Raw genomic sequence first — 1339 nt, forward strand, 5'->3', positions numbered from 1 at the left:
CGCCGTCGTCGTCAGAGCCGCCCTGCGAATGCCGTTGTTGTGACGCATGCTGTCGTCCCCCTGAGTCGTCCCGTCCGCGGGTTTCGGTCGTCGGTTGTTGCCCCGCGGTACGCGTGGTACGTGAGTGAAGATAGGGGCGGGAGAGCTGCAGGGTGCCGTGTGGCGACCACCTGTGACGGAACGGTCAAACTCCGATGGCAAACGGTCAGGATTCAGTGGGGCGGGACAATGGCGTGGCGGAGTCAGGCACCCCCGAGTAGTCGGGGAGCTCGATGCCGTTGATCGCGCGCCCGATCAGCTCCGTGAACCACGGGCCGGCGAAATCGGGGAGCGGCTCGGCGTCCGGCCCGGGGAGGTCGCGGGTGCGGGCGTTGAGCCGTCCGATCTCCTGGTTGGCCTCGACGAACGAGCGCATCCGCGCCTCGTAGCGGGCGAATCCGGTGCCCGGGTCCCACGCGGCGGCGGCCAGTTCCCCGGCCAGCACGTAGGCGCCGACCAGGGCCAGCCCGGTGCCCTGCCCGGACATCGGTGACGAGCTGAACGCCGCGTCCCCGAGCAGCCCCACCCGTCCGCTCGACCAGCGGTCCATCACCACTTGGGCGACCTGGTCGAGGTAGAAGTCCGGGGTGTCGTCCAGGTGCGCGAGGATGTCCGGGGCCAGCCAGCCCAGGCCCGCCATCCGCTCACGCAGCAGGCGCTTCTGGGCCGGGACGTCGCGGTGGTCGACGGCGAAGTCGGCCGAGGCGCAGTAGAACATGGCCATCGCCCGGGTGGCGTCCTGGATGGGGCGCAGGAGGGCCGAGCGCCCGGAGTCCCGGTCCTGGTACTCCAGCAGCCAGCGGTCCAGCCCGAACTCGTTGGGCACGCTGTAGAAGGCCAGCACGTGCCCGAGGTGGCGGAGGAACCGCTCATGCGGCCCGAAGACCATCGCCCGCAGCTCCGAGTGCAGCCCGTCGGCCCCGACCACCAGCTCGAAGCGCCGGCGGCCGCCGCCCGCGAAGACGACGTCGACCCCGTCCGCGTCCTGGGCGAGCTCGGCGATCCGGTCGCCGAAGAGGTACTCGACGCCGTCGTGGGTGTCGTCGTAGAGCACCCGGGCCAGGTCCCCGCGCAGGATCTCGATGTCCGCGATGAACCCGTCGCCGCCGTCGTCGTCCGCGCGGAAGGTCTCCAGGACCCGCCCTTCCGCGTCCACGGTGTGCGCGCCGGCGGTGTCGGTGCACGCCGCGCGGACCGCCTTGTCCAGCCCCATGCGGCCGATGACCTCCCTGGCGACCCCGCGCGCGTCCACCGCCTGCCCGCCGGGACGCAGCCCGGGAGCCCGCTCCACCACGGTCAC

At 72.1% G+C, this 1339-nt stretch carries 1 protein-coding gene; it reads right to left on the reverse strand.

Features of this window, described 5'->3' with window-relative positions; all coding sequences use genetic code 11:
• Positions 1–205 precede the first annotated feature (205 nt).
• On the reverse strand, positions 206–1339 hold a 1134-nt coding region (locus AB0O29_RS35975; protein WP_365160672.1), incomplete at its 5' end, for an FAD-dependent monooxygenase.

The sequence above is a fragment of the Streptomyces sp. NPDC089915 genome, assembly GCF_040684675.1.
Classification (GTDB): domain Bacteria; phylum Actinomycetota; class Actinomycetes; order Streptomycetales; family Streptomycetaceae; genus Streptomyces.